Source organism: Alteromonas sp. AWJ4_199 (assembly GCF_056159165.1).
Genome location: NZ_JBSWUR010000001.1, coordinates 798,402 through 819,880 on the forward strand (window position 1 = coordinate 798,402; position 21,479 = coordinate 819,880).

Genomic DNA, 21,479 nt, shown 5'->3' on the forward strand with positions numbered 1-21,479 from the left:
ATGAATAATAAGATTGCCATCATAGGCACAGGTATTTCAGGGTTAACCTGCGCACACCTTCTAAACCGACAGAACGACATCACAGTATACGAAGCGAATGACTACATTGGTGGTCATACGGCAACAAAGAAAATAGACGATAATAGCCAGACTCATAACATTGATACCGGCTTTATTGTTTTCAATGACTGGACCTACCCTAACTTCATCAAGCTTATTACTCAGCTAAACGTTGACTACCAACCAACCGAGATGAGCTTCTCTGTGATGAGTAAAAAAGCGAACCTTGAGTACAATGGCAATAACTTAAACAGTTTATTCGCCCAGAGACGCAATATTCTTCGCCCTAAATTTTGGCGCATCGTTAAAGACATTCTGACATTTAACAAAGCGTGTAAAGCCATGGTGGCTGAAAAGCGCGACACGTCTTCATTGACGCTGGAAGATATTATTAAAGAACTAGGGCTAAGCGATGACTTCGCGCGCTACTATATACTGCCTATGTGCGCCGCTATTTGGTCTAGTAGCCTAGAACAAACGAGAAAATTTCCATTAACTTTCTTCCTTCAATTCTTCAATAATCACGGCCTGCTCAATATTACTGACCGGCCACAGTGGTACACGATTAAAGGTGGATCTAGTCAATATATCCCGCCACTGATTGCGCCATTTGAGTCTAAAATTAAATTATCTACAGCTGTAGTTTCTGTGGCCAAAAGCGATGACAAGTGGAAAGTTACCGATTCAACTGGTGCAGTTGCGACGTTTGATCATGTCGTATTTGCATGTCACAGCGACCAAGCGTTAAAAATGATTCATTCCCCTACGTCGCTGCACAAAGATGTTCTTGGCAATATTCCTTATGCGGAAAATGATGTAGTCATGCACAAAGACATAAGCCAATTACCTAAAAGGAAGTTGGCGTGGGCAAGTTGGAACTATAGCTTAAAGGAGGATGCAAGCGAGGAAGCCCGCCCCGCCTCTGTCACCTACAATATGAACATTCTCCAGCGATTAGAAGCTGAGAATACTTATTGCGTAACGCTGAATAATACGCCTGAAATTGATGAAAAGAGTATTTTGCGAAGCTATAAATATGCGCACCCTCAGTACAGTTCCAGCATGGTGAAAGCGCAGTCACGTAGAAGTGAGATTTGCGGCGTAGATAATTTACATTTTTGTGGGGCCTACTGGTACAACGGTTTTCATGAAGATGGCGTTACCAGTGCACTAGACGTTTGTGCTCGTTTTGGTGAAACCCTGTGATAGAAAGTGCGATATATAAAGGCAAGGTATATCATCAACGTTTCAAGCCTACCCAACACAAGTTTGACTACGACATTTATCTGTTTTGGTTAAAACTCGAAAGTGAGGAACTGAACGTGCTATCGGATACGCTGAAGTATTTTAGCGCGCACACCAAAGCACGAGTTCGATTCAAGCGAGAAGACTATCTAGGTGACCCTTCCATTTCTTTGAAACAAGCCGTATTGCAAAGAATGACCGAATTAAATGATGGTAAAGCGCTAAGCGGCGACGTTTTTATGCTCGGTCAATTACGCATGTGGGGTCTGTATTTCAGCCCAGTTAACTTTTATTACCTTCGCAACGCTGAGGGTAAATACACTCATATGCTTGCTGAGGTTAGCAACACGCCTTGGAATGAGCGCCACCACTATCTGGTAAATCTAGACATCCAAGCCGATACAGCAAAGGCTTTTCACGTGTCGCCTTTTAATCCTATGGATATGACCTATAAATGGTCGATTTCTCAGCCTTCGTCTAGACTTTCTTTAGCCATGGATTGCGTAAGAGAAGACAAAGAATTTAGCGCTGGGATTAATTTGAGTAAATTTACTTTAGATAATGCGAATCTATCTGCCGCACTTAAACGTATACCCAGTATGACGATAAAAACCGTGGCCGGAATTTATTGGCACGCACTTAAGCTATTGCTGAAACGAACGCCACTATATACACACCCAGAAAAGAGTCAGGAACAATAACAATGTCTTTCGGTGAATCTGTACTACTGACCGCCTCAGAGGTCTCTTTTGTAGATAAAACTTGTAGAACACTATTTTTGAAGTGTTTAAATCAGCTTCCATTTGGTCGCTTAACTATTCAAGAAAACGGCGATGTCGTTGCGCGTTTCGGCACAGACGAAAGTGACTTGCGCGCTACGGTAAATATCAAAAATGTGCAAGCCTATCGACAGTTGTTACTTGGCGGCAGTGTGGGCGCTGGCGAGGCGTACATGGATGGGTTGTGGGACAGTGACGATGTAACAGCCGTAGTAAGGATTTTCGCACGGAACTTACCCACCCTTGATGAGTGGGAAAATAAGTTTAAGTGGCTAACCATGCCCATCAATAAGATTCAGCATTTTGCGCGTCGAAATACAAAAGACCAAGCTAAAAAGAACATTGAAGCGCATTATGATTTGGGCAATAAGCTTTATACCCGCTTTCTCGACCCAACAATGATGTACTCATCAGCGATTTACCCAGATGCAAATGCAACACTAAACGACGCGCAGAATTACAAACTAAAAGCTATTTGTGACAAATTACAACTGTCTGAAGCAGACCACCTTTTAGAAATAGGCACTGGCTGGGGCGGCCTTGCAGTTTATGCTGCGAAACATTATGGCTGCAGTGTCACCACCACTACTATTTCAGAAGAGCAGCACGCATGGGCGAAAGATTGGATTGAACGGGAAGGACTAGAAAGTAAAATTACCTTACTTAAAAAAGATTATCGCTTGCTTGAGGGTAAATACGACAAGCTGGTTTCCATCGAAATGATTGAGGCGGTTGGTAAAGAGTATTTAGGTAACTTTTTCGAAAAATGTGCTTCTCTTTTAAAAGACGACGGTCTTATGTTACTTCAGTCAATAACCATTGACGATAGACGTTATGACAGCTACTCAAACAGCGTAGACTTCATACAAAAATACATTTTCCCGGGTGGTTTTTTACCATCGCAATACCAGTTAAATGCACACCTTAAAAAGTACACGAATATGATGATCCGTGACTTACACGACATTGGTGTGGACTATGCAAAAACGCTAAACCATTGGTATGAAGCGTTTATTTCGGCTAAAGATGAATTATTAAATGATGGTTACGACGAGCGCTTTATGCGTATGTGGACCTACTACCTGAAATACTGCGAAGGTGGTTTTTTAGAAAGAACCATTAGCACTGTACAACTTGTTATATCAAAACCTCAGTACAGAGAGGAACTAGCTAGAGTTTGATTGTCGTTGCTGGGTGGGTAATTATATATGCGGATTGGTATGAGTACCCAGCAAGCAATTTTAAACCAAAAAGCGGTGCCATATGGCACCGCTTTTTAGTGGATATTGTAATTCGAAAGAGTACCGCTTAATCGTCTACCACTGATATAGGTTTGGATATCATTGGTTTACCTTGGTTAATATTGATTTCTACTCGGCGATTCTTAGCTCTATCACTCGCGGTCGTGGCATTCTCAACGATAGGATTAGTATCAGCTTTACCTACAACAGACATGCGACTTTCATCAAACCCAGGCGCTGTCCGCATAGCTTCGGCCACCGCTACTGCCCGTTGTGATGATAAATCCCAGTTTGAGCGATAGAGCTCATTGGCAATATGCTGTCCGTCACTATGGCCCGAAATCTCGATTTCTCCAGGCACATCCGCTAACAATGAACCAATTTTTCTTAATACGGGCTGAAATTGTGGCTGCAAGAAAGCAGAGCCGGCGGAAAACGAGCCATTTTCTCTAATTCGAATGGTAAGCTGCTGTCCCAGCGACTCCATTTCTACAGACCCATCTAAAATTTGCTTTTCTAATTGTTGGGCCACTTTTTTCATCAACTCAGCCATTTGAGATTGGTCAGTGCTTTGCTCAGCGGATGAAGATGACTCAGTAGCCGTTTGTTGAGACTGACCGCCCCGTTGTTCGCCACGCTGTTTTTGCCTGCCGCCGGCAGAGTCCTCATTTCCCGCTTGAAATTCTAGCATTTGCTGAGTCATTTCGTTGGTTTGCTGCTGAATAGATTCAATTGGCGTGGGATCAGGCTTACCAGGTCGAAACTCCATAGCAATAACACTGGTCCCTTTAGGAATATCTTTTACTTCAATTTTGTTTTGCACACCGAATGCAAACTTCATTGAGCCCGCTATTTGCTTAAATTTCAGTACGTCCATTTCGGAGAATGAAAGCAGAAGTACAAAAAAGCACATAAGCAGTGACATTAAGTCTGCGAAGGTTCCCATCCAAGCTGGAAGCCCCTCGGGGGGGCATTTTGGGCATTCTTCTTCGGCCATTACTCTTCCTCTGCGCTTCCACGCTTACTTGCAGCAAGGTAGTTTTTCAGTACGCCTTCAATAACTCGAGGGTTTTGACCGTCAGCGATACCGACAATACCGTCAAGAACAAGGCTTTGATTGAGCTTTTCTTCCCCTGCTCGTACAGAAAGTTTGAATGCTATTGGCAAACAGATAACGTTGGCGAAAAAAGCGCCATACAGCGTGGTGAGTAGTGCTACCGCCATTGCCGGGCCGATAGCTTTCGGGTCATCCATGTTTGACAGCATGGCAACCAAACCAATCAAGGTACCGATCATCCCCATGGCAGGTGCAATATCGCCCATACCTTTAAAAAACGAGGCGCCAAAATCATGTCGTTCTGACGTCATAGAAATATCTTTAGCAAGTGTCTCTCTGACCACCTCAATATCGTGGCCATCAACCAACATGTCGACGCCTTTCTGCATAAACTCGTTAGAGATTTCCGCTTCCTCTAAAGCCAAAAAGCCGCCTTTTCGCGCGGCATCCGCCATCTCTACAATTTTCTCAATAAGCTCTTCTGGCGATTCAATTTTAAACATGAAGGCTTTGCCAGCAATCTTACCCGCACCGAAGAACTGACCTAAAGTAAATTGTGACAAGACAACAAACAAAGTCCCACCAAACACGATTAAAATCGATTGGACGTCGATGAACATGCTTAAGCTGCCGCCTAGAATCATAGCCATAACTATGAAACCAATGGCGCCCAACATACCTATGACGGTTGCTAAATCCACTCACTCTTCCCCATTTATGCGCAGTCAGTGCTGTTGATGTACAAATATTCTATCGGCAACGGATAAAAATACTAAAACGACATTATTGAAAAATATCATATTTATTTGTTTTTTATTAACTGTGACTTTAAAAAACGTTGTTCAAAGGTTTTGTTTATCGACCATGCTTATAGCGTTCGCTTACCTGTCAGAACACGCATACACCACTTTATTTAGAGTAATGTAGCCACTTATTTCGAATATAGCACAATATCTTCATATTCAACGTGGTCAACTGCATGAAAAAAAAGCTATATTACTTTGATATAGGCGATATACGGACAAACCATTTGACCCTTGTGCGGCCCTCAGTTAATGTGCGCGGTACACGTATTTTGGCTAATGTATTGAGTGTTTTTATGACGACAGAAAAAGCATCAGCGTCTTTTGAAGAAACTTTAACAGAACTAGAAGCTATCGTTAACGAAATGGAAAACGGTGATCTGCCTCTTAATAAAGCACTGGAAAAATTTGAACGAGGCATAGCGTTATCTCGTCAAGGCCAGCAATCACTTGAAAACGCCGAGCAAAAAGTAAAAATATTGCTTAGTGAACAAGGCGAAGAAACGCTTCAGACTCTTCCTGAAAGTGAACAGCCGTAAAACGTTCATTTTTAACTTACAGGCGACCTATGAATTTTTCTGCTTTGCATCAGCAAGTGAAACAGCAAACTGATGCATCCCTTCTTACCTTAATTGATGATTTACCCGATTACGCACCGCGCCTTAAAGATGCAATGCGTCACGCATTGCTTGCAGGTGGCAAGCGCATGCGCCCTCTACTAGTGCAGGTTGTAGGAAACACGTTAGACGTGCCCAAAAAAGATCAGATGGCTATAAGCATGGCTATTGAGTGCGTGCACGCCTACTCGTTAGTTCATGATGATTTACCAGCCATGGACGATGATGATTTACGTCGCGGAATGCCAACGTGTCATATTGCCTTTGATGAAGCTACGGCTATTTTAGCGGGAGATGCCCTGCAGTCTCTTGCATTTACTGTACTAGCTGATGCTCCTTTAAGCGTATTTGCCGAAACCAAACGCGGGCAGCTTTTGTCTGTACTGGCTAAAAGTGCCGGCTACGTAGGCATGTGTGGTGGTCAGGCTATCGACTTAGCCAGTACGGGTGAAACCATCTCATTAGAAGAATTAAAGCAGCTCCATAGACTCAAAACCGGAGCTTTGCTTAAGGCCTGTGTTGAAATGATTGCTATTGTCAGTGAAGGCTTACTGCCAGAAACTAAAACTGACTTGATGGCCTATGCCGCGGATATTGGACTGGCTTTCCAAGTTCAAGACGATATCTTAGACGTTGAGGGTAGCAGCGAGAAGTTAGGAAAACCCGCAGGGTCTGACGAAGCATTGGGGAAAAACACCTTTCCCGCCAAGCTTGGTATAGCTGGCGCTAAGCAAGAATTAGAAATGCTTCACGATAATGCACTTCAAGCATTGGCGCGTTTACCCTACAATACAGACAGTTTAATTGCGTTTAGCGAGCTTTTGGTAAAACGCGACCATTAGCCACGCGCCATGTTGAAAAAGATAATAAGTACATGAGTTTAGATCTCCAACATTACCCAACGCTTGCGCTTGCGCAAACACCTGAAAAATTGAGGCAGCTGCCTCAAGAAAAATTACGCGAGCTTGCCGATGAATTACGTGAGTACTTACTTAATAGCGTAAGCCAAACCAGTGGCCACTTTGCCTCGGGTTTAGGCACGGTAGAGTTAACTGTGGCACTGCACTATGTGTACAACACGCCGTTCGACCGTTTGCTGTGGGACGTAGGCCATCAAGCCTATCCTCATAAAATCCTTACCGGTCGCGCAGAGCGCATGAGCACCATTCGCCAAAAGAATGGTCTGCACCCTTTCCCATGGCCGCCTGAGAGCGACTACGACACCTTTGCTGTTGGGCACTCATCCACGTCGATAAGTGCGGCGCTGGGAATGGCCGTAGCGGCAGAAAAAGAAGGTAAAGACCGTAAAGTAGTGGCCGTTATTGGCGACGGCGCAATGACCGCAGGTATGGCGTTTGAAGCCCTTAACCATGCTGGTGACATCAAAAAAGATATGGTTGTCGTACTTAACGACAACGAAATGTCTATTTCTGAAAACGTGGGTGCGTTGAACAGCCACCTAGCCCGTTTGCTCACCGGTAATTTTTTCAACTCTATACGCGACGGTGGTAAAAAGCTGTTAAGCAATGTGCCTCCAATTAAAGAGTTTGCCAGCCGTGCAGAAGAGCACATTAAAGGCATGGTTGTCCCGGGCACCATATTTGAAGAGCTTGGCTTTAACTACATTGGCCCTATCGACGGCCACGACGTTAATGGTGTTGTCGATACGCTACGCAATATGCGTAAGTTTGATGGACCACAGCTACTGCACGTAGTCACCAAGAAAGGTAAAGGCTATGCGGTTGCAGAAGAAGACCCAATCAAGTTTCACGCGGTACCTAAATTTAACCCGGCGGATAACGCCTTACCCAAGTCTAAGCCTTCAGCCCCTACCTACTCGGCAATTTTTGGAAAATGGTTGTGTGATATGGCCGCACAAGACCCTAAGCTAATGGCGGTAACGCCAGCCATGCGCGAAGGTTCAGGCATGGTTGAGTTTTCTCAACGCTTTCCTGAGCAGTATTTCGATGTTGCGATTGCCGAGCAGCATGCAGTGACGTTTGGCGCGGGGCTTGCCAAAGACGGGATGAATGCGGTTGTTGCAATTTATTCATCGTTTCTTCAGCGCGCTTACGATCAGCTTATCCACGATGTGGCAATTCAAGACTTGCCGGTATTATTTGCTATAGACAGAGCGGGTATTGTGGGCGCCGACGGCCCTACTCACCAAGGGGCGTTTGATATCGCTTTCCTTCGCTGTATTCCGAATATGGTGGTTATGGCTCCTTCAGACGAAAATGAATGTCGCCAAATGCTCTACACTGGCCATAAACTGCAAAAACCAGCGGCAGTTCGCTACCCTCGTGGTGCAGGCATGGGGATTACGCCAGATGAGGCGATGACGGAACTTGAAATAGGTAAATCACGTACCTGTCGAGAAACCTCGAAAGGTAAGACTGAAAGCGTTGCTATTTTGAACTTCGGCTGTTTATTGCCCTACGCGCTTGAAGCAGCAGAAACTATCGATGCAACGGTTATCGACATGCGTTTCATTAAGCCGTTAGACGGCGAGGCAGTCTTAAAGGCAGCCAGTAAACACAGCGCCCTTATAACGTTAGAAGACGGCTGTATTATGGGTGGTGCTGGTAGTGCGGTGCTTGAACACTTGCAGCAAAATGGTGTTCTTAAGGCAGTCAAAATGTTAGGTCTGCCTGATAGCTTTATCCTGCAAGGTACACAACAGGAAATGTATAAAGAGCATGGCTTAGATGCTGAAGGAATTATTGCTGCAGCAAATAGTTTTATAGCCAATTAGCTATAAAGCTAGCTTTGTAAAAGCGACTATTATGCTTTTCGTTTAAGTTAGAGATTAAAAAGCCCGCAAACTGCGGGCTTTTTTGTGATGCATTTCGCTATTATCTGTCTTTTTATTGCCTAGCTCTTTGTTTCCTAATTTATCATTGCCTAACTTTTCTTTGCAGCGAATCTATCAGAGCGGCCTTGAATCTTCACTTTTAGCTAGAACAACGCCAGGGCTGCTGGCCAAAACACCATTAATAAATGTAAACAGCCGCATGCCATAGCACCCGCGAGAAGATCATCCAGCATAATGCCTGTACCGCCGTGTAAGCGCTTGTCGATAATACCTATTGGCCAAGGCTTTAAGATGTCGAAAAGTCTGAATAGAACAAAACCCACGAGTAAAGATGACGCAGAGATAGGTACAAATAGAAAGGTGATAAACATGCCCGCTATTTCATCCCACACAATAGAACCGTGGTCGTGTACCTGCATATCGTCTGCAGTCTTGCCACACAGATAGATACCTACCACTGAAAATATCAGCGTAAGCGCGATGAAGGAAACCACCGAGATCTGGCTGCACGCTACAAGCAGCGGTAGTGCAGCAAGAGAGCCAAATGTACCTGGCATAAAAGGAACAAGCCCGCTACCAAAACCGAGTGCGAGAAAATGAACTGGATTTTTCATACTCACTCTAGCGCGATATTCCGCCTGCATGCTTCTTCCTTTATTTACTGTTGTCAGATGTAGTTTGCCTAAAAGGCGTGCTCATAGCCAGAAGCATTAGCTGACGTATACTTTTCGTTATCTTTTAGCAACGAAAGTGAACCGCTATGCCCGGTTAATTGGCCAATACACGTGGCTTTTACATTCGTACTTGCTAACGAAGTTTCAAGGCTTCCGCGCTGCTCTTCACTTACAGTAAAAACAAGTTCGTAGTCATCACCAGCAGATAACGCATATTCAATGGCTTGCTCAGGTGTGACTGCACTTGTTAGTGCTCGTGATAGTGGTAGTCGATCTACGTGAACATTCGCACCGCAATTAGACGCTTTTAAAATGTGCCCTAAATCTGAAATTAAGCCATCAGAGATATCAATGCAAGACGTTGCAATGCGACGAATCGCCGTACCCACAGCAACACGAGGGGTTGGAAAGTAATGGCGATTAACCAAAACGTCTTTCGCTTCACCATTTACGCTGAGGTTTTTCTGTAGAATATCTAAGCCCGCACCTGCATCACCTAGTGTTCCAGTAACGTAAAGCCAATCGCCCGGCTTCGCGCCGCTGCGCGTTAGTTCGGAACCCGGCGGAATAAAACCTTGTGCAGTAATAGTAAACGCCATAGGGCCTTTTACTGTATCGCCACCGATAAGCTGGACAGAATAGTACTGAGTAAGCTCGTACAATCCAGATACAAAGTCATCTAACCAGGCTTCATCTACTTCAGGCAGTGACAAAGACAAGCTGACCCATGCGGGCTCAGCGCCCATAGCGGCAAGGTCACTTAAGTTAACAGCAACGGTTTTGTAGGCTACAGACTTGGCCGGTGCATCTTTTAAAAAGTGCACGCCTGCGACAAGGGTATCTGTAGTAACGGCAAGTTGTTGGTTTTCAGGAACCGTTGTTACAGCACAGTCATCACCAATACCAATAACAACGTCTTTGCGTTTGTGGCCACTGTTTGAAAAATAGCGGCCGATAAGATCAAATTCTTTCACGGTAATTTTTAAACCCTTTTAGCGGCAATCCATGCCGCCACGGTAAGGTTAGTCGCGCTCGTCTTTGCGCAACGTGCGCACTGCTTTATCCAGTGCACCATTAATGAACTTATGGCTTTCTTCAGCACCAAATGCCTTAGCTAGCTCAATCGCTTCATTAATAATTACGCGGTAAGGTACGTCGATGCGCTCAGTGAGTTCCAGCGTCGCAATGCGCAAGATGGCTTTTTCGATAGCGTCTAACTCTTCTGGCAAACGGCCAAGGTAAGGTTTAATGGTTGCATCAAGGTTGCTTGCGTTGTGTGCAACGCCGCGAAGCAAGGCTTGGAAATACGCCATGTCTACCTTTTGCATGTCGTTACTGGTGGCTAGCGCCAGTTCAACCTGCTGAATATCGTTGTGACTCATTTGCCATGAATACACACCTTGAAGGGCGAGTTCACGGGCTTTACGACGAGCTGAAACTTTCACTTAATGTTTACCTTAAAGCTTTTCAACAGCATCGATAACGTTAACCATTTCTAGCGCGCCTAGTGCTGCTTCTGCACCCTTGTTGCCCGCTTTGGTTCCAGAACGCTCGATAGCTTGTTCAATTGAATCTGTTGTAATTACGCCAAATGATACAGGTACGCCGTATTCAAGAGATACTTGCGCAAGACCTTTGTTGCTCTCGCCTGCTACGAAATCAAAGTGTGGCGTGCCGCCACGAATAACTGCACCAAGAGCGATGATGGCGTCAAATGACTTCTTCTCAGCTAATTTCTTAGCAATAACAGGTAACTCGTAAGCACCAGGTACACGTACTACCGTGATATCGTCATCGCTTACTTCACCGTGACGCTCTAGTGTGTCTAACGCACCTTCTAGTAAGCTTTCAACAACAAAGCTATTAAAGCGTGATACAACGATAGCAAACTTCTTACCGGTTGCTCTGATATTACCTTCAATTACCTGCATGGATTCATTCCTCGAGAAAAAACGGCGCGAAGTATACCACAACTGCGCCCAAACTAAATCGATTGTTTCTTTAACTTCAACTATTCGTAAACAGCCATTTTATGCTTAGCCAAATGTGGGGAGGGAATGCTGGTCGCAAACCCTCCACCGCATGGATGCGGTGGCGGAGCGTACAGGGATGTATTCACCGCGTGTTTGCGACCAGCATCCCCTTTCCACTTTCACTGTGGCCTAAACCCAAGTGCTAGTCGTGCACGTACTCTACAACTTCAAGGCCGTAACCTGAAAGTGCGTGATATTTAATTGGCTTACTAAGAAGACGCATTTTGTGAACGCCCATTGATGCAAGAATTTGACTACCTACACCGATAGTGCGTGACGACCCCTGCCAGTCGGCGCCAGCTGGGCGTTCGCCTCTGTCTTCTGCGGCAAAGCGGCGAACTTGGCTCTCAATGTGCTCTTCCTTGCCTAATAGCACCAATACGCCACCATCTTCTGAAATTTTACGCATGCCATCTGCAAGTGTCATTGAGCGATGAATACCGCGGGTAGACCCAAGAAGATCACTAAACGTATTGTGAAGGTGTACACGTACGAGTGTCGGCTCATCTTCTTTAATTTCGCCTTTTTTAAGTGCGAAATGAAGTTGGTTGTCGATGCTGTCTTTAAACGTGTGCAGCTCGAAATCGCCGTACTCTGTCGGCATGTTACACTGCGCTACTTTTTGAATAGTCGTTTCGTTTAAGTTGCGATATTCAATTAAGTCAGCAATGGTGCCAATTTTAAGGTTGTGCTTTTCAGCGAACTTTTCTAACTCTGGGCGGCGTGCCATAGTGCCGTCTTCATTAAGAATTTCTACAATAACCCCAGCTGGCTCTAATCCTGCTAAACGCGGCAAGTCTACACCTGCTTCGGTGTGGCCTGCGCGATTCAGTACCCCGCCGTCTTTCGCAATTAAAGGAAAAATATGACCAGGCTGCACAATGTCTGTCGCCTTCGCATCTTTCGCTACAGCAGCTTTGATTGTTGTCGCACGGTCGGCCGCTGAGATACCAGTGGTAACGCCGGTTGCCGCTTCAATAGAAACCGTGAAGTTGGTAGAAAACTGCGCTTCGTTTTTATCAACCATTAAAGGAAGATTAAGCGTGCGGCAGCGCTCTTGAGTCATAGGTAAGCACACCAAGCCGCGAGCGTGAGTAACCATAAAGTTTATGGCTTCAGGCGTCACATGCTCCGCCGCCATGATTAAATCACCTTCGTTTTCCCTATCTTCATCATCCATCAAGATAACCATTTTACCTTGGCGAATGTCTTCAATTATTTCTTGTGTAGTGTTAAATGCCATGTTGTGTGCTTCTTGTAGGGTTATTTTCTTAAAAATCCGTTCTCGGCAAGAAATGCCATGTCGATGCCTTTGCTTGTAGGCTCGGCGGCTTTATCGCCTAGCATTAATCGCTCTAAATAGCGCGCAATAACATCAACCTCTAGGTTTACCGCTGTGCCCACTTTATAGCTTCCCATAATCGTTTCTTGCAGCGTATGAGGAATGATCCAAAGCATGAATTCTGCGCCGTTGACTTCGTTTACTGTCAAACTGATACCATCAACGGTGATACTACCTTTATGGGCAATATATTTAGCCAAGGCTTCTGGCGCTTTTACCCAAAACTCGACGTAGTCTGAGTGTTTGATAATCTGCGTAACCTCGCCTACGCCGTCCACATGACCTGACACGATATGGCCACCTAAGCGGTCGCTTGGACGCATTGCCTTCTCAAGATTAACCGTTGAGCCTGCACTATAGTGTGCAAACCCGGTCAACTTGATGGTTTCGGCCGATACATCAGCACAGTAATAATCGGGGCCCATATCAGTCACTGTTAAACAAACACCATTGGTCGCGATACTGTCGCCCAGTGCGACATCAGACATATCAAGCGCAGGTGACGCAACGGTTAGGCGAATATCGTTGCCACGGTTATCAAGCTTTTTTATAGTACCGAGCGCTTGAATAATTCCAGTAAACATAAAGTTCCTCTTTAATCGCGTTAACCACGAGTGTTGCTAACATCAGGGCGAAAGATAAGCTTAATATCGTTCCCCACCTGACGATTTTCAATAAGCGAAAGCGAAATACATTCATTTAATGACGTAAACGCTGGCAAATTAACCATACTTATTCCCTTTTCACCTAAAAGCTTAGGGGCTTGATAGCAAATTAGCTCATCCACCAGCCCCTCTTGCAGCAATGCACCGGCTAACCCTGGGCCCGCTTCCACCCATACTTCATTATATTGCTTATCGCCTAATGCCGACATTAGCGAATGTAAGTTGAGCTTACCGTCTTTTTCATCTACCGAAAGATAGTGTTGTGTTGCCGTATCTGGATGAGACTGCGAAGTAGCCGTTAAAGTAATATTGCCGTCATTAAATAACGCGTAGTCTCGAGAAAGCTTGCTTTTGCCATCAACGACAACTCGAGCAGGCTGTCGAATGTGTTCAAGAGGATAATCAGTGAGCTGTGCTTCTTGTTCTCTAACCAACAAACTAGGGTTATCGGCTCTTACCGTACCTGAGCCTGTAAGTACAACGCAACTTTGTGCACGATACTGTTGCACATCCCGTCTTGCCTCTGCACCCGTAATCCACTGACTTACGCCATTTTGAAGGGCTATCTTTCCGTCTAGGCTGATGCCTAATTTCACGCGAACGAAAGGCTTGCCAGTAAGCATGCGTTTGATGAAACCGGGGTTTAGTGCTGCAGCTTCTGCGGCCATCACGTCACTGACCACTTCAATACCTGCTTCTTGTAAGATGCTGATACCGTTACCGCATACATTTGGGTTAGGGTCGGTCATGGAAATAACCACTCGCGCCACTTTTGCTTCAACCAAAGCCACCGCACAAGGCGGTGTGCGGCCAAAATGACTGCATGGCTCAAGGGTAACGTAAGCTGTCGCGCCTTTTGCGCCTTGCGCTCGTGCGTTAGATGCTTGTCTTAATGCGTGTACTTCGGCGTGAGGAGTGCCAGCTTGGATATGATATCCCTGACCTATTAGCTGATTGTTTTCGTCAACAATTACGCAACCAACGCGAGGATTAGGAGAAGTGGTATAGCGCCCTTGTTGGGCAAGTTGAATGGCTTTTGCCATCCAATGATAATCGTTTTTAACCGTATCGTGGTTCACTTGGATTCCTGTTGTAGCCCTAAGTGCCTGAGGTTTTGGGTGTGCCCGACCTAGTCCCCTAATCGCGCTATTTCTTCTCCAAATTCACGAATGTCTTCGAAGGAACGATAAACAGAGGCGAACCTGACATAGGCAACTTTGTCGAGTTCTTTTAGGGCTTTCATTATGAGGTTGCCGAGCAATTCGCTACTCACCTCACGTTCCCCCGTTGCACGCAACTGTGACTTCAGTGAAAGGATGCACTGTTCAACTTTCTCAGTGCTAACAGGGCGCTTTTCAAGTGCGCGTTGCAAGCCTGCACGAAGTTTATCTTCATTAAATGGTTCACGTGAACCATCGCGCTTTATCACGCGGGGCATGACGAGCTCAGCACTTTCAAAGGTCGTAAAGCGCTCGTGACACACCATACATTCACGGCGTCTACGCACTTGCTGCCCTTCTGCAACCAAACGAGAATCAATAACTTTTGTTTCTTGTTCTGAACAAAACGGGCAAAACATGAATATTCCTTAAATATTGCGTACTTAGGTATTTAAATTGAACCTAGACTAGTTAGTCCAGCATTAGTACCAAAGTACGCAATAAAACACAAACCTATTTATTTATAAACAGGGAATTGTGCGCAAAGAGCAACCACTTCGTCTTGAACGCGTTTGATAACAGACTCATCGCCCATGTTATCTAGAATGTCGCAAATCCAAGTAGCAACTTGCTTAGCTTGTTCTTCTTTGAAACCTCGGCGAGTGATCGCTGGGCTACCGATACGAAGGCCGCTGGTTACAAACGGTGAACGAGGGTCATTTGGAACCGAGTTTTTGTTAACGGTGATGTTTGCTGCACCCAATGCTGCGTCTGCATCTTTACCGGTAATGTCCTTGTCGATAAGGTCAAGGAGGAACAAGTGGTTGTCAGTACCGCCAGAAACGATGTTATAACCGCGCTCTTGCATTACAGAAACCATCGCCTTCGCATTTGCAACAACCTGCTGCTGATAGACTTTAAATTCTGGCTGTAGTGCCTCTTTGAAAGCAACCGCTTTAGCTGCAATCACGTGGCAAAGAGGGCCACCTTGGTTACCTGGGAATACTGAGCTGTTAAGCTTTTTGTAAATCGCTTCGTCGCCACATGAAGATAGGATAAGGCCACTACGTGGACCCGCTAGCGTTTTATGGGTGGTCGTCGTTACCACGTGTGCGTGAGGCAGTGGGTTTGGATAAACGCCCGCTGCTACAAGACCTGCTACGTGGGCCATATCTACGAGCAAGTACGCGCCAACGCTGTCAGCGATTTCACGGAATTTCGCCCAATCAACAATGCCAGAATACGCAGAGAAGCCACCGATAATCATTTTAGGCTTGTGCTCTTTCGCAAGTGCCTCAACCTGAGCGTAATCGATTTCACCGGTTTCTTTGTTCAAACCGTACTGCACAGCGTTGTAAGTTTTACCAGAGAAGTTTACGTGCGAACCGTGAGTCAGGTGACCACCTTCAGAAAGGCTCATACCTAATACCGTATCGCCTGCGTCAAGTAATGCCATGAAAACAGCAGAGTTTGCTTGCGAACCAGCGTGTGGCTGAACGTTTGCGTAGTCTGCACCAAATAGCGCTTTTGCACGGTCGATAGCTAGTTGCTCAACAACGTCTACGTGCTCACAACCACCGTAGTAACGCTTGCCTGGATAGCCTTCAGCGTATTTGTTAGTAAGCTGCGACCCCTGTGCTTCCATTACACGTGGGCTACAGTAGTTCTCAGAGGCAATTAGCTCAATGTGATGTTCTTGACGCTCAACCTCTTTAGACATTGCATCGGCTAATTCAGGATCGAAGTCGGCTATATTCATTTCGCGAGAAAACATGGGGGCTCCTTAACTGCGGTTTTTATATGGCGTTACGCACTGATTGCTCAAATTCGAGCCATATTCTAGTCATTTTCGGTTACTTGTATACCGCTTTATGACCAAATTAATATAAATGGCGCAGGTTTAACGTAATACCTGCGCCAGCGCGAGATCAGACCTGTTTTTCAAGGGCTTTAACACGGTCAAATAAACTGCCAATCTTAGCAAGGCGAACTGTATTTTTGCGCCAATCACGGTTGGTTTGAGCTGGCTGACCAGAAGAATAAACGCCTGGTTCAGTGATATCTTGTACAATCATGGTGTAGCCGGTCACCTGAACATTATCGCAAATACTGATATGGCCGTTAACCCCAACTCCACCGCCGATAATAACGTGTTTGCCGATATGGCAGCTACCCGCAATACCTGTAGCGCCGCAAATACATGAATGATCGCCAATAATGCAGTTATGGCCAATTTGTACTTGGTTATCAATAATAACGTTGGTGCCTAAAATCGTATCTTCCATAGCGCCGCGGTCAATACTGCTGCTCGCACCAATTTGACTGTCGTCACCAATGCGAACTGAGCCAGTTTGCGGAATAGGGATCCATACACCTTTATCGTTTGCGTAACCAAAGCCTGCTGCTCCAATTACAGTTTGACTATGAATAGTCACGCGCTTGCCAATAACCACGTCGTGATAAATGGTCACATTTGGATGGATAGTACAGCCTTCACCAATATGGGTACCTCTACGGATAACGGTATTAGCGCCAACCGTGACTCTATCGCCCAGCACCACATTATCTTCAATAATAACGTTGTGTCCTAGCGACACATCACTGCCGATACGTGCAGACGGCGCAATAACCGCTGACTCAGCAATGCCTGTAGCAACCGCTGGCGTGGTATCGAATAATTGAGCGATAAGCGCAAAGGCTGCATGAGGGTTTGCCACAACTAAAGCAGGCACTGGGCTGTCACCTTTAAGGCTCTCATGCAGAATAACTGCACCAGCATTTGTATCTTTCAACTGCGGTTTATATTTAGGGTTGGTCAGAAACGAAATTTGGTGCGATGCTGCACCAGATAACGTGCCCACGGCAGAAATATTGATATTGCCATCGCCCTGCACTTCCCCACCCACATGTTTGGCGAGCTCATCCAGACTATATATGCGTTTATTCATAGCGGTCATCTTAATTGCCTGTTCAGAAATATGAATAGTATTGAGTCTATCGCTTTGGGTTATTTGTTGCTGCTTGCTAGCTCACCCTAAAGGCCATTTTTACTCATGCTTATAAAAAGCAAGTTTACCTTAAATCAACTCGCCAACCGATGCATAAATCGATCTTTTTGGTATGAGTGATTAAAATATCGTCAAGCGTAAATATACCGAGCGTAAGTAACTGGCACAAACTACCCTGTTACGAGTAGAATACAGCACAACGACTTTTTTATTTTTCACCGCTTTTTCAGCGAGGATAGAGCATGGCGCAATACGTTTACAGTATGCATCGCGTGGGCAAAATCGTCCCACCTAATAGACACATTCTAAAAAATATCTCACTTAGCTTTTTCCCAGGCGCCAAAATTGGTGTGCTAGGTCTAAACGGTGCAGGTAAATCTACCTTACTTCGCATTATGGCTGGCGTAGATACCGATATTGAAGGTGAAGCACGTCCTCAACCAGGTTTAAAGGTGGGCTATCTTCCACAGGAACCTCAGCTTGATGAAACCAAAGATGTTCGTGGCAATATCGAAGAAGCCGTAGCCGATGTTAAGCATGCGCTGACTCGCCTTGATGAAGTGTATGCCGCTTACGCTGAAGCAGACGCTGATTTCGACGCGCTTGCTAAAGAGCAAGGTGAGCTAGAAGCTATCATTCAAGCGAAAGATGGTCACAATTTAGAAAATGCCCTAGAGCGTGCTGCAGATGCCCTTCGCCTGCCAGCGTGGGATGCGGACGTAAGCAAACTATCTGGTGGTGAGCGTCGCCGTGTTGCGCTTTGCCGCTTACTTTTAGAAAAGCCTGAAATGTTGCTTCTTGACGAGCCGACTAACCACTTGGACGCGGAATCAGTCGCATGGTTAGAGCGCTTCCTTCACGATTATGAAGGTACAGTGGTAGCTATTACCCACGATAGATATTTCCTTGATAACGTTGCGGGTTGGATTTTAGAGCTTGACCGAGGTGAAGGTATTCCATGGGAAGGAAACTACTCTTCGTGGTTGGAGCAAAAAGAAAACCGACTAGAGCAAGAAGAGCGTACCGAAACGGCGCGTATGAAGAGCATGAAACAGGAGCTTGAGTGGGTACGCTCGAATCCAAAAGGTCGTCATGCTAAAAGTAAAGCCCGTATGGCACGTTTTGAAGAACTATCTACCAGCGATTATCAAAAGCGTAACGAAACAAACGAGCTTTTCATTCCTCCAGGTGAGCGCTTAGGTGACAAGGTTATCGAAGTTAGCAACCTTAAAAAGTCCTATGGTGATCGTGTACTTATCGACGACTTAACGTTTAAAGTACCAAAGGGTGCCATTGTAGGCATTGTTGGCCCTAACGGTGCGGGTAAATCAACCTTGTTCAGAATGCTTACCGGTGCTGAGCAACCTGATTCAGGCACCATCGATTTAGGTGAAACCGTTCAAATTGCTGCGGTAGAACAGTTCCGCGACCACATGAACGAAAACAACACCGTGTGGAAAGAAATTTCTGACGAACAAGATATTATTCGCATTGGTAACTTTGAAATTAACAGCCGCGCCTACTGCAGCCGTTTTAATTTTAAAGGCACCGACCAGCAGAAGTTCATCAAAGACTTGTCAGGTGGTGAGCGTAACCGTGTTCACCTTGCGAAACTGCTTAAAGCAGGCGGTAACGTATTGCTACTGGATGAGCCAACCAACGACCTAGACGTAGAAACACTTCGCGCCTTGGAAAACGCGTTGTTGGAGTTCCCAGGCTGTGCCATGGTTATCTCGCACGACCGTTGGTTCCTAGACCGCGTAGCAACACACATTATGGATTACCGCGATGAAGGTAACATCAACTTCTTCGAAGGTAACTACTCAGACTACGAAAGCTGGTTGAAGCAGGAGTTTGGTCAAGATGTGGTTGAACCACACCGCCTCAAATACAAGCGTATGTCTAAATAAAGGGAGTTTAGGATAAACATTTCCTTACGTTAGGCCCGAAAGCCGCTGTTATCGATAGCGGCTTTTTTATTTGTTTGCTTTTCATTGCGAACCCACGCAAATTAGCCAATACTGACAGCGAGAACGAACATAGGTATTTGAGTAATGACAGATAAGCGTCAATTCCAACGAGTATCACTTAATGTAAATGGCACACTGGCCCACAATGACGTTAGCATTGATGTGGTAGTCAGCGACGTATCGCTTCAAGGTATTAAATTACAGGCAACGGAAACTGCACTTTCCAATTTACCATTCGACAGCCATGAGCCTTATGTTGCTTCCTTCCAAGCCAACGAAGACAGTCCTGTCATTACACTTTTCATTTCACAACTCTATCGCCACGCGGACAGCAGACAAGAACGGGTTTCATTAGGCTGTAAAGTAGAGCAAATGGATGTGGACAGCATAAGCGCTCTTCGCCGTTTAATCTTACTAAACAGCGATGATGCTAGTATTGAAGAGAAAGATCTTAATGCGCTGGTAAATGCGGTTTATCAAGCCCCAAATTAGAGAAAAATACTACAAGTCTTTGCCTGGCTTCAGTAAAGCCCACCTCCTTTAAACTGCGCAAAAAGACGTACTTCACTCGTCTTCTTACGCCTTTCCGACAGCTTTAACAATAATGCCTTTCGCTTTATTCCAAGGCATCTAATGCTTCAGAAAGTCGAGCCACGGGCACGACTTTCATGCCATTAATAGCTTGTTTAGGGGCATTGGCTTTAGGCACAATAGCTCGTTTAAAGCCATGCTTTGCCGCTTCTATTATGCGCTCTGTTCCATTGGGAACCGGACGAATTTCACCTGCAAGACCTACTTCACCAAACACAATCAAGTCGCGCGGTAATGAACGGTTTCGGAAGCTGGAAATCATCGCCAGTAATAGAGCTAAGTCTGCACTGGTTTCAGAGACGCGTACACCGCCAACCACGTTCACAAATACGTCTTGATCGTTCATTTGTACATTGCCATGGCGATGCAAAACCGCAAGCAGCATAGACAAACGGTTCTGATCTAGCCCTACAGCGATTCGCCTTGGGTTCGACATCTGCGAATAATCCACTAGCGCTTGTATTTCCACTAGTAACGGGCGAGTGCCTTCCCATATAACCATAACGCTAGACCCTGGCGTTTCGTTGTCTCCTCGACTTAAAAAGATGGCCGAAGGGTTGCTCACCTCTTTCAGCCCCTTTTCTGTCATGGCAAATACACCAAGCTCATTTACCGCACCAAAACGATTTTTATGACTTCGAAGGGTGCGGTAGCGACCGTCACTTTCTCCTTCCAACATCATAGAGCTGTCGATACAGTGCTCGAGAACTTTCGGACCCGCTAAGTTACCGTCTTTCGTTACGTGGCCAACAATAAACATGGCAATGTGATTTTGTTTGGCAAAGCGCGTTAAATAGGCTGCACTTTCTCGTACTTGCGACACACTGCCCGGCGCAGATTGAACATCTGACACGTGCATAACCTGAATAGAGTCGATAACCATAATTTTAGGTTTTTTGGTCAGCGCCAAATCACAGATGGTTTCCACATTAGTTTCGGCTAGCATCATCAACTTGTCGTCGGGTAGGTTTAAACGCTTAGCTCGCATGGCCACCTGTTGAAGCGACTCTTCCCCAGTGACATAGAGGGCAGCTTCGCTTTTCGCCATCTGACACATTACCTGAAGCAAAAGTGTACTTTTTCCGGCGCCGGGTGAGCCACCGATTAGCATGGCTGCACCAGGGACTATCCCTCCGCCAAGCACCCTGTCTAGCTCTTTAAATGTTGAAGAAAAACGTGGAAGCGATTCTAAATCTATTGCGTTTAAGGTCTCAATTTTAGCGGCTGTTTGACCTGCATAACCTGACGTGGTTTGTCGGGCCACACTTTTAGCACTGGCAACCACAAACTCACTTATCGTGTTCCACGCTTTACACTCCGAGCACTGTCCTTGCCAACGTGGGAACTCAGCCCCGCAGTCAGAACACACATAAGCAGTTTTACGTTTTGCCATATTCCAGTTTTATCCATAGCTTAAAA

The 21,479-nt window shown here is 45.6% G+C and carries 21 protein-coding genes; 8 read left to right on the forward strand and 13 right to left on the reverse strand.

Translation table 11 applies throughout. From position 1 onward, the window contains the following. From ACXAER_RS03505 to ACXAER_RS03515, 3 genes are read left to right on the forward strand one after another with little or no spacing between them, the layout of a single operon-like run. Nucleotides 1-1,266, forward strand: coding sequence for an NAD(P)/FAD-dependent oxidoreductase (locus tag ACXAER_RS03505; RefSeq protein WP_474826617.1), 1,266 nt, complete (start codon nt 1-3; stop codon nt 1,264-1,266). Next, a complete protein-coding gene (locus ACXAER_RS03510; RefSeq protein ID WP_474826619.1) occupies nt 1,263-2,006 on the forward strand; it encodes a DUF1365 domain-containing protein in 744 nt (247 codons plus the stop codon). The genes ACXAER_RS03505 and ACXAER_RS03510 overlap by 4 nt, the downstream gene beginning before the upstream one ends. Nucleotides 2,007-2,008: 2 nt before the next feature. Next, the gene (locus tag ACXAER_RS03515; RefSeq protein ID WP_474826621.1) at nt 2,009-3,265 is read left to right on the forward strand and encodes a class I SAM-dependent methyltransferase; all 1,257 of its coding nucleotides are present in this window, start codon (nt 2,009-2,011) and stop codon (nt 3,263-3,265) included. A gap of 127 nt (nt 3,266-3,392) precedes the next feature. On the opposite strand, the gene ACXAER_RS03520 is transcribed toward ACXAER_RS03515, so the two are convergent. Beyond that, nucleotides 3,393-4,322 (reverse strand): flagellar motor protein MotB, encoded by a 930-nt coding sequence (locus ACXAER_RS03520; RefSeq protein ID WP_179983981.1) that lies wholly within the window; start codon nt 4,320-4,322, stop codon nt 3,393-3,395. Then, a complete protein-coding gene (gene pomA, locus ACXAER_RS03525; protein ID WP_474826624.1) occupies nt 4,322-5,083 on the reverse strand; it encodes a flagellar motor protein PomA in 762 nt (253 codons plus the stop codon). The genes ACXAER_RS03520 and pomA overlap by 1 nt, the downstream gene beginning before the upstream one ends. A 398-nt stretch (nt 5,084-5,481) precedes the next feature. Here pomA and ACXAER_RS03530 point away from each other — a divergent pair, with 398 nt between their 5' ends. The 3 genes from ACXAER_RS03530 to dxs are packed head-to-tail and all read left to right on the forward strand — an operon-like array spanning nt 5,482 to nt 8,557. Further along, complete coding sequence (locus ACXAER_RS03530; protein WP_474830490.1) at nt 5,482-5,724, forward strand: exodeoxyribonuclease VII small subunit; 243 nt, start codon at nt 5,482-5,484, stop codon at nt 5,722-5,724. 29 nt (nt 5,725-5,753) lie between these two features. After that, a complete protein-coding gene (locus tag ACXAER_RS03535) occupies nt 5,754-6,644 on the forward strand; it encodes a farnesyl diphosphate synthase (RefSeq protein ID WP_474826626.1) in 891 nt (296 codons plus the stop codon). A 32-nt stretch (nt 6,645-6,676) separates the two neighbouring features. Continuing rightward, complete coding sequence (dxs, locus tag ACXAER_RS03540) at nt 6,677-8,557, forward strand: 1-deoxy-D-xylulose-5-phosphate synthase (RefSeq protein WP_474826628.1); 1,881 nt, start codon at nt 6,677-6,679, stop codon at nt 8,555-8,557. 203 nt (nt 8,558-8,760) lie between these two features. Here dxs and ACXAER_RS03545 read toward each other — a convergent pair whose 3' ends face one another. From ACXAER_RS03545 to lpxD, 10 genes are all read right to left on the reverse strand, one after another. Next, nucleotides 8,761-9,261: a phosphatidylglycerophosphatase A family protein gene (locus ACXAER_RS03545; protein ID WP_474826630.1), complete on the reverse strand. Its 501-nt coding sequence runs from the start codon at nt 9,259-9,261 to the stop codon at nt 8,761-8,763. 38 nt (nt 9,262-9,299) lie between these two features. Further along, a complete protein-coding gene (thiL, locus tag ACXAER_RS03550; RefSeq protein WP_474826632.1) occupies nt 9,300-10,265 on the reverse strand; it encodes a thiamine-phosphate kinase in 966 nt (321 codons plus the stop codon). Nucleotides 10,266-10,313: 48 nt separating this feature from the next. Further along, nucleotides 10,314-10,736, reverse strand: a complete 423-nt coding sequence (nusB, locus tag ACXAER_RS03555) for a transcription antitermination factor NusB (RefSeq protein WP_014979773.1) — start codon at nt 10,734-10,736, stop codon at nt 10,314-10,316. Nucleotides 10,737-10,748: 12 nt separating this feature from the next. Next, nucleotides 10,749-11,222 carry a 6,7-dimethyl-8-ribityllumazine synthase gene (gene ribH / locus ACXAER_RS03560; protein WP_025255832.1) on the reverse strand — a complete coding sequence of 158 codons (474 nt, stop codon included), beginning with the start codon at nt 11,220-11,222 and terminating at the stop codon, nt 10,749-10,751. A 244-nt stretch (nt 11,223-11,466) separates the two neighbouring features. Then, a complete protein-coding gene (gene ribBA, locus ACXAER_RS03565) occupies nt 11,467-12,567 on the reverse strand; it encodes a bifunctional 3,4-dihydroxy-2-butanone-4-phosphate synthase/GTP cyclohydrolase II (protein ID WP_474826635.1) in 1,101 nt (366 codons plus the stop codon). A gap of 20 nt (nt 12,568-12,587) precedes the next feature. After that, a complete protein-coding gene (locus ACXAER_RS03570; protein WP_474826637.1) occupies nt 12,588-13,250 on the reverse strand; it encodes a riboflavin synthase in 663 nt (220 codons plus the stop codon). A gap of 20 nt (nt 13,251-13,270) precedes the next feature. Further along, entirely contained in the window at nt 13,271-14,410 is a 1,140-nt protein-coding gene (ribD, locus tag ACXAER_RS03575; RefSeq protein WP_474826639.1) for a bifunctional diaminohydroxyphosphoribosylaminopyrimidine deaminase/5-amino-6-(5-phosphoribosylamino)uracil reductase RibD, read from the reverse strand. A 50-nt stretch (nt 14,411-14,460) separates the two neighbouring features. After that, entirely contained in the window at nt 14,461-14,910 is a 450-nt protein-coding gene (gene nrdR, locus ACXAER_RS03580) for a transcriptional regulator NrdR (RefSeq protein WP_012517538.1), read from the reverse strand. A gap of 98 nt (nt 14,911-15,008) precedes the next feature. Then, nucleotides 15,009-16,265, reverse strand: a complete 1,257-nt coding sequence (glyA, locus tag ACXAER_RS03585) for a serine hydroxymethyltransferase (protein WP_014950092.1) — start codon at nt 16,263-16,265, stop codon at nt 15,009-15,011. Between the two features lie 154 nt (nt 16,266-16,419). Next, a complete protein-coding gene (gene lpxD / locus ACXAER_RS03590) occupies nt 16,420-17,448 on the reverse strand; it encodes a UDP-3-O-(3-hydroxymyristoyl)glucosamine N-acyltransferase (RefSeq protein ID WP_474826641.1) in 1,029 nt (342 codons plus the stop codon). A gap of 293 nt (nt 17,449-17,741) precedes the next feature. Between lpxD and ettA the strand changes: the two genes are divergently transcribed. Together ettA and ACXAER_RS03600 are read left to right on the forward strand one after the other, a co-directional pair. Next, a complete protein-coding gene (ettA, locus tag ACXAER_RS03595) occupies nt 17,742-19,409 on the forward strand; it encodes an energy-dependent translational throttle protein EttA (RefSeq protein ID WP_014950094.1) in 1,668 nt (555 codons plus the stop codon). 144 nt (nt 19,410-19,553) lie between these two features. Next, nucleotides 19,554-19,961: a PilZ domain-containing protein gene (locus ACXAER_RS03600; protein ID WP_474826644.1), complete on the forward strand. Its 408-nt coding sequence runs from the start codon at nt 19,554-19,556 to the stop codon at nt 19,959-19,961. Nucleotides 19,962-20,085: 124 nt separating this feature from the next. Here the strand turns inward: ACXAER_RS03600 and radA are convergent, their stop codons facing one another. Beyond that, nucleotides 20,086-21,453 carry a DNA repair protein RadA gene (gene radA / locus ACXAER_RS03605; protein WP_474826646.1) on the reverse strand — a complete coding sequence of 456 codons (1,368 nt, stop codon included), beginning with the start codon at nt 21,451-21,453 and terminating at the stop codon, nt 20,086-20,088. Between the last annotated feature and the right edge of the window lie 26 nt (nt 21,454-21,479).